This window comes from Mycobacterium sp. (genome assembly GCF_051006775.1).
Taxonomy (GTDB): Bacteria; Actinomycetota; Actinomycetes; order Mycobacteriales; family Mycobacteriaceae; genus Mycobacterium.
This window is the reverse complement of the sequence record NZ_JBPCSX010000196.1, coordinates 1-7,467: the sequence shown is the minus strand read 5'-3', so window position 1 is coordinate 7,467 and position 7,467 is coordinate 1. Positions and strand designations below refer to the sequence as shown.

Annotated in this window: 7 protein-coding genes and 1 pseudogene; 4 read left to right on the top strand and 4 right to left on the bottom strand. The window is 66.1% G+C overall.

What is annotated here, in order from left to right; all coding sequences use genetic code 11:
* The 3 genes and pseudogenes from ACR2JI_RS14070 to ACR2JI_RS14060 all read right to left on the bottom strand — a co-directional run.
* Window positions 1-243: pseudogene (locus ACR2JI_RS14070) on the bottom strand (polyphosphate kinase 2); the annotation flags it as partial.
* A gap of 107 nt (window positions 244-350) precedes the next feature.
* Entirely contained in the window at window positions 351-1,592 is a 1,242-nt protein-coding gene (locus ACR2JI_RS14065; protein ID WP_526390973.1) for an NADH:flavin oxidoreductase/NADH oxidase family protein, read from the bottom strand.
* A gap of 13 nt (window positions 1,593-1,605) precedes the next feature.
* Entirely contained in the window at window positions 1,606-2,625 is a 1,020-nt protein-coding gene (locus ACR2JI_RS14060; RefSeq protein WP_526390971.1) for an LLM class flavin-dependent oxidoreductase, read from the bottom strand.
* An 18-nt stretch (window positions 2,626-2,643) separates the two neighbouring features.
* On the opposite strand from ACR2JI_RS14060, the gene ACR2JI_RS14055 reads away from it, so the two are divergent.
* Both ACR2JI_RS14055 and ACR2JI_RS14050 read left to right on the top strand, forming a co-directional pair.
* Window positions 2,644-3,135 carry an SRPBCC family protein gene (locus tag ACR2JI_RS14055; protein ID WP_526390969.1) on the top strand — a complete coding sequence of 164 codons (492 nt, stop codon included), beginning with the start codon at window positions 2,644-2,646 and terminating at the stop codon, window positions 3,133-3,135.
* 281 nt (window positions 3,136-3,416) lie between these two features.
* Window positions 3,417-4,589, top strand: coding sequence for a M24 family metallopeptidase (locus ACR2JI_RS14050; protein WP_526390967.1), 1,173 nt, complete (start codon window positions 3,417-3,419; stop codon window positions 4,587-4,589).
* Window positions 4,590-4,592: 3 nt separating this feature from the next.
* On the opposite strand, the gene ACR2JI_RS14045 is transcribed toward ACR2JI_RS14050, so the two are convergent.
* The gene (locus ACR2JI_RS14045; RefSeq protein WP_526390965.1) at window positions 4,593-5,189 is read right to left on the bottom strand and encodes a TetR/AcrR family transcriptional regulator; all 597 of its coding nucleotides are present in this window, start codon (window positions 5,187-5,189) and stop codon (window positions 4,593-4,595) included.
* Window positions 5,190-5,344: 155 nt separating this feature from the next.
* On the opposite strand from ACR2JI_RS14045, the gene ACR2JI_RS14040 reads away from it, so the two are divergent.
* Together ACR2JI_RS14040 and ACR2JI_RS14035 are read left to right on the top strand one after the other, a co-directional pair.
* Window positions 5,345-6,802 (top strand): purine-cytosine permease family protein, encoded by a 1,458-nt coding sequence (locus tag ACR2JI_RS14040; protein ID WP_526390963.1) that lies wholly within the window; start codon window positions 5,345-5,347, stop codon window positions 6,800-6,802.
* Window positions 6,799-7,467 (top strand): LLM class flavin-dependent oxidoreductase (locus tag ACR2JI_RS14035; protein WP_526390961.1); only part of this gene is annotated, 669 nt, incomplete at its 3' end. The genes ACR2JI_RS14040 and ACR2JI_RS14035, both read left to right, overlap by 4 nt.

Sequence of the window (7,467 nt, the reverse complement as noted above, 5' to 3'; positions counted from 1 at the left end):
CGCGGCGTCCCGGCCTTCGAACACGATGACGTGGCGCAGGCCGTTGGCCTTGGTCCAGTTCTGCAGCTTCAGCAACTCCACCTGCAGGATGTGCTTCTGTTCCTCGTAATCGGAACGTTCCATCCTGTGGTCATAGGGATAGTTCTCCCGCCAGGTGTCCACCATGACGCCCGAGGGGTCAAGAAGTACCGGGTCGTCATCTTCATCGTCGACGACGGTATAGCCGTCCAGGTGTATCTGCACGGGTGAAAACTAGCGTGATTGCGCTGCCACCGGGTGACCTATAGGTGAACGGTTAGTAAGACCCCGGCCGGGGCGTCACCGAACTGCCACGTCAGCTGCCTGCGGCTTCAGGAGACTCCGCGTTTGCGCCCGATCGAGATGCGGCCGTTGCGGCGGAACATGGCCAGCGCGGTCGCCAGCCGGCCGCGGTCCAGATCGGGTTGCAGGCCCGCACCCATCCGGTGCAACTGGTCGGTGTGCCAGTTCAGATCGAGCAGACCCTCGACGGATTTCAGCGCTTCGACCTTGCCAAGGCCGGCGGGAATCCGAAGCTGATGGGCGGTGAGGGAATCCAACCGCCCGGAGAGGATCGCGTCGGCGGCGTCGGGGGTGGTGGCGGTGGGCCGGCCCAGGCCCACCACGTCACATTCGCCGCCCTCGATCGCCGCGGCCATCGCCGAACGTGACCGGAAGCCACCGGTCACCGCCAACGGAACGCCACCGGAGAGGGTGCGCACAGTTCGCGCGTATTCCAGGAAATAAGCCTCACGTTTCCGGGTGCTCTCGGCGGCGCTGCCCATCATCGCCGACTGTTCGTAATTGCCACCGCTGACTTCGATCAGATCCAGGCCCTCATGCGACAGGGCCTTCACGACCTCGCGGGAGTCGTCCTCGCTGAAGCCGCCGCGCTGGAAGTCCGCCGAGTTGAGCTTGATGCCGACGGCGAATCCCGGCGACACCCGGGCGCGGATCCGACGGACGACCTCGAGCAGGAAGCGCATCCGGCGCTGCGGGTCACCACCCCACTCGTCGTCGCGGTGATTCGACAGCGGCGAGAGGAACTGAGCGATCAGGTAACCGTGCGCCGCGTGGATCTCGACACCGTCGAAACCCGCCGTCTCACAGACCGCCGATGTCGTCGCGAACCGTTCGATGATGTCCTCGATCTCCTCGGGCGTGAGCTCGCGGGGAGTCGGCGCACCGGGGATCTTGAGGGCGACCGCGCTGGGCGCCACCGGTGTGTGACCCAGGTTGAACGGATTGGCCTGCCGCCCCGGATGATTGATCTGCACCCAGGTCGGCACGCCGGCGTCCTTGGTCGACTTAGCCCACCTCGACAGCGCGTCCAGATGGCGTTCGTCCTCGATGACGACGTTGCCGGGCTCGCCGAGCTGGGTGCCGTCGATCATCACGTTGCCGGTGATGATCAGGCCGTACCCGCCCCGGCTCCACGTCGTGAAGAGACGCTGGAGCCGGTCGTCGGGGGCATGGTCGCGGCCGGCGAGTCCCTCACTGAGCGCGGCCTTCATGATCCGGTTGGGCAGCACCTGACCGCAGGGCAGCGTCAAGGGGTCGTTCAGCGATGTCATGGCGCTAGTTGTATCACCCTGCGATCGCGAGCAGTTCCTCCAGCGTGGCCAGCTGCTCGGTGGGCTCGCCGTCGAGTTTGGCCAGCAGCGTGGTGATCCCCGCGTCGCGGTAGTGGCTGATGCGTTCGGCGATGAAGTCCCGGGTGCCGACGAGGTTGGTGAGCCGGCCCAGGTCGATCGGAACGGCCGCCTTCGCCTCGTCGCGGTTGCCTTCCTGCCACAGCGAGGCCACCCGCTTGACGTCGTCGCCGTAGCCGAGGCGGGTGAAGGCATCGTTGTAGAAGTTGCGGCCGCCATCACCCATCGCCCCGATGGTGAACGCGTACCCGTCGGCGTGCCGGCGTTGCGCGGCGTGGGCGGAGGCCTCATCGGGGTGGATCTCGACGGCGACGGGTGCGACGAGTGCGATGTCGGCCAGGGTGCGCCCCGCACTCTGCGCACCCTCGCGCATCGGACCCAGGAATACCTCGGCTGCTTCGGGGATGAAGGTGTTGCCCAGCCAACCGTCGGCCATCTCGCCGGTGAGCCTCAGGTTCCGCGGCCCCAGCGCCGCGATATAGACCGGTACGTGGCCCGGCCGCACCATCGGGCGCAGCGCGGCTCCGCTGCTGTTCGGCAGTGGGAGCCGATACACCTCGCCGTCGTGCTGGAGCCGTTCCCCGCGGCTCACAATGCGGACGATCTCGATGGTCTCCCGGGTCATCGCGATCGGCTTGTCGAAACGCACGCCGTGCCAGCCCTCCATCACCCTCGGTCCGGAGGTGCCGATGCCCAGAATGAAGCGGCCGCCGGAGAGTTCCTCGAGACTGAGCGCCGAGGTGGCCAGCAGCGCCGGGCTTCGCGAACCGAGTTGCACCACAAAGGTTCCCAGGGTGATCGTCGACGTGACCGCGGCCAGGTAGCCCAGACCGGTCAGCGCGTCATACCCCCACACCTCGGGCACCCACAGCGAGTCGACCCCGAGGCGTTCGGCGGCCCGGGCGAACTGCGCCGCGCCCGGCTGGCGGGGTTCGATCATGGCGCCGATCTTCATCCGTGGGATGCTACCTGCGTGCGATACCGGGACCGGCCGACCATCGAAGTGACCCAGCGCGTCAACTGCGACGTCGCCACCGCGTGGCGCTATGTCAGCGACATCACCCTGCCGCTGCAGTCCTCACCGGAACTACAGTCCGTCGAGTGGCTCGACGGTGCCGACGGCGTTGCGGTCGGTGCGCGGTTCCTCGGCCGCAACCGCAATGCCGGGATGGGCGACTGGGAGACGGTGTCTCAGGTCATGGAGGTCGACGATCAGCGGCGGTGGGTGTGGAGCGTCATCGTCAACGACGAGGTCTCGACCACGTGGGGTTTCGAGGTCGAACCCACCAGTGACGGAACCCTGATCCGGCAGTGGGGCCGGCTCGGCCCGGGGTTCAACGGGTTGACCGCAGCGATCGCCGCTAATCCGGACAAGGAGGCCCGCATCATCGAGCGCCGGCTGACGCACTGGCGCGAGGTGATGGCCGCGAACCTGGAGTGGATCCGGCAGCAGATCGAGCGCTGAGCGGACGTGATTTCATGCCAAATCCTCGTGAGTGCGAATACGACTGTGCCTCAAGCGAACTGATGAGTCGGAGGAGATCACTGAGGCCGACTGGTTCCGGTCACCTCCCGGCACAGGCGATGAATAGACCATGCCCCGCGCCCCGCAATCCTTGACGCCTGGCAGCAAGGCATCTAGTCTTATTACTGACTGTTGCGTCAGTCAGTATCACTGGAGGCGGAATGCTTGCACGGCGTATACCACTGACGGAGTTGAGTCAGCGGCGGGCGAAGGCGATAGCCATGACCCGTGATCGTGGCCTGGACGCCCTTGTGGTGTGGGGTCGCGGCGGTCCTGCCGTCGACCACTATGGCGACGTCCTCTACCTGACCAACCACTTCCCGGCGATCTCATCGGCTGAACCCGACACCGAGTTGTGGAGTGGGCGTTCTTACACGGCCCTGGTTCTGCCCGTGCAGGGAGACCCGGTCCTGGTCGTCGATCTGCCCGAGATGGAAGCGGAATTCATCGACATCGCCGACGTGCGGCCGGCGATGAACGTCGCCGTCGGGGTCGCCGAGGCTCTCAAGGATCTCGGACTGCAGGATCGCCACATCGGACTCGTCGGCCACCACGTCTTTCTCGCCAGTCACCAGCGAATGATCTTCGACACGCTCGGACACCCCGTGCACTGGACCATCGCCGACGAGATTCTCGCCGAACTACGGGCGGTCAAGAGCGACGCCGAACTGGAGTTGATGAGGGAGGCCGCAACCGTCGGCGTCGGATGGATGTCAGCGATGTTCGAGGCGGCCGTGCCCGGAGTGACCGAGGGCCATGTCGCCGGGGCAGGGCTTGCCTACCTCGCCGAGCATGGCGGCATCCCCGCCGATCTGGACATCGCCTCCGGGGTGCGCGGCCACAAGCTGAAGTCCCACTTCGCCTTGCCCAGTTGGGACTACGAGCATCCGATGCAGGCCGGGGACATCTTCCACGTCGACGCGTGGGGCAGCATCGGCGGCTACTTCACCGACACCGCCCGCACCACCATCGTGGGCGGAAGACCGAGTTCGGATCAACTGCGCATCATCGACGGCACAATCGCCCTCGTTGAGCACCTCGTGGCCGGCATCCGGCCCGGTGTGCGATGCCGCGAGATCTACCAACGGGGAACGACATGGATGCGCGAGAACGGTTTTGCCGATCAAGTCGCCGACGAAGATGCCCACCACGACACCCACGTCAAGCACGCATCCATGTGGCCGTACTTCGGCCACGGCATCGGCCTCGGACTTGAGGCCCCCTGGCTGACGGGCGAGAGCGACGTGGTGATCCGAAAGAACATGACACTGGCGGTGGAGGTGTATTTCAACGCGCCCAACGGCGACCTGGCAGGATTCGAGCAGAACATCATCGTCACAGACGGCGCGCCGGAGAACATGACCGCAGGTCTGAGAAAGAAGTGGTGGGAATAGGACTCAGCGCGACCGCGCCGGCTTGACGGATGGAGCCCGCAGGTGGTCGCCGACCCACTGGTTCACCACGCCGCGGGCCTGCACCCGAACGGACTCGTCCACCAGCACACGTTCGATGAACCCGGCCAGCAGAGCGGTGAGAGCGGAAGCCGCGGAATCGGGGTCGACTCCGGCGTGGATCGACCCATCGCGCTGACCCTCTCGCACCGCGTCAGCGAACTCATCGACCCAGCGCCGAGTCATCGTTCGCACCCGGTCACGCAGTTCCTCGTCGAACGTCGCTGCCGCGTTGATCTCATGCCAGACAATATGATTCATCCGAATCTTTTTCGACGACTCGAACTCGGCGACGGCCGCCGTTCGAAGTCGCTCAAAACCGTTACCTTTGGCGGTCTTCAGGACCGCGGTCGGCGACAATCCCTCGTTGTAATCAAGTGTCGCCGCCAGCAAGCCCGCCCGCGACTTGAAGTGGTAGTAGGCCAGCGATTTGGTCACGCCGACCGCCTCGGCGACATCTTCGACGCGCAACCCGTATACCCCGCGTTCGGCGATCACCGCCCATGCCGCACGAAGCAATTCCTCGCGGTTGGATCTCGACATGGGCAATAACCTACGCCTTCGAGGACCAGAATCATCCGCGGCAGAAACCTCGTTGCGGTGGGATTGCGAAGAGAGTCGGGGTCACCTAAAGTCAGACTACTGACCGACGCGTCAGTCAGCGAACCATTGGCTCAACAGCGCTAAGGACAGTGGCGATGGATGAAACCAGGCTTGACGTCGAGGACGAAGTCGGACGGGTCGAAGAGGCGGGTATCGAGTGCCTGCCCGAGGAGGGGCGGACGTCACGCCCCCGGAATCTCTTCTACGTCTTCGTCGGCCTGAATTTCAGTTGGGCCGTCGTTGTCTACGGGTGGCTGCCGATGACTCTGGGCCTGACGTTCTGGTCCGCGGCGACATCGCTGACTCTCGGCGTTCTGGTGGGTTCGCTGCTCACGATGTGGGTGGCGCTGCTGGGGCCGCGGACCGGCACCAACATGACGGTGTCCAGTGGCGCCCATTACGGGATCCGCGGTCGGCTCATCGGCACGGCCCTGACTGTCCTGGGCACCCTGGTGTACACCGCGGTGACGGTCTGGACCAGCGGGGATGCCGTGGTCGCGGCCGGCAACCGGCTGTTCGGCCTGCCCGATAGCAACTGGGTCCGCGCGCTGACCTATGTGATCACCACGGCACTGTTCATCGTCATCGCCATCTACGGCCACGCGACGATCGTCGCCACCCAGAAGGTCATCGCCGTCGTCGTCGGCGCCGCACTGGTCGCGGGCGTGTTCGCTTTCGCCGGCAGCTTCGACGCGACAAGGACCACCGGCGAGCTGGCGCTGGGCAGTTACTGGCCGACGTGGATGTTGTCCTTCGTCCTCGGGGTCGCCGGACCGGTGTCCTACGCCACAATCATCGGCGACTACACCCGACGGATCTCCCAAGTCCGGTTCTCCGACCGCCAGGTCCTGGTCGCCATCGCCGGCGGGCTCGTCGTCGGCGAACTCATCCCGATGATCTTCGGCATGTTCACCGCCGCCTCGTTCACCGAAGCCAGCGACTCCTACATGTTCGACCTCGTCGGAAACTCCCCCGGCTGGTACGTCCTGCCCATCCTGGTCGTCGGGGTCCTCGGCGGGCTCGGCCAAGGCGTGACGAGCATGTACGGGACCGGCCTCGACCTCGAATCGCTGCTCCCCCGCCTATCGCGGGTCCAAACCACTGTCCTGGCCGCACTGCTGTCGATGGCCCTGGTCTTACTCGGCGTGTTCGCCCTCAACGCCGCCGACGCTTTCACCACCGTCACGATCTTCCTCAACGCCATCACCGTTCCGTGGGTCGCCGTCCTGGTGGTCGCCGCCATCCGTAATCGCAACCGCCCCTACGACTTGCACGATCTCCAGGCCTTCGCCCAGGGCCGGCACGGCGGCCGCTACTGGTTCACCGGCGGATGGAACATGCCCGCGGTCGTCGCGTGGTTCAGCGGCGCCGCCGTCGGGGCCTTGGCGGTCGACACCGGCTCCTATCAGGGGCCGCTGGCCGGCATCGCCGGCGGAATCGACATGACCACACTGGGATCGTTCGTCATCGCGGTGGTGGTCTACGGGCTCGCGATCGCAATCGCCCCTGGCCGCGTCGACGCGCCCACCGGACTCGGGGTGCCCGCTCGATGACAGTTCGCGACGGGGTGACGCCGCGCCTGGGTATCGCCTACGTGGCGGCGCTGCCGCCAGAGGGATTACGCGAAGCGGCGATCACGGCGGAGGAGGCCGGCCTCGACGAATTCTGGCTGTGGGAGGACTGTTTCACCCACGGCGGGCTGACGACGACCGCGGCCGCACTGGCCTGGACGCATCGCATCCCGGTCGGCATCGGACTGTTACCGGTGCCGCTCCGCAACGTGGCACTCGCCGCAATGGAACTGGCCAGCCTGCACCGGCTGTTTCCCGGGCGCCTGATCGCCGGGATCGGACACGGGGTCCAGGAGTGGATGGGACAGACCGGGGCCCGGGTGGCCTCGCCGATGACGTTGCTGCAGGAGTATCACGATGTCCTGCGGGGGCTACTTGCCGGGCAGACCGTCACCTTCGAAGGCCGCTACGTCCACGTCGAGGACGTCACCCTGTCCTTCCCTCCGGCCGGCGAGGTCGAGTTGATGCTCGGCGGCAGAGGACCCAAGTCGCTGGCCTTCGCCGCGCAGCACGGTGACGGCACCCTGTTGGATGCCGGTCAGGGTGACGCGGAGATCGCCCGAACATGTGCGCTCATCCGCCAGGCACGACAGACTGCGAAGGCAGAGCACCTGCGGCACAACGTCTACGCCCTGCTGATCGCCGCC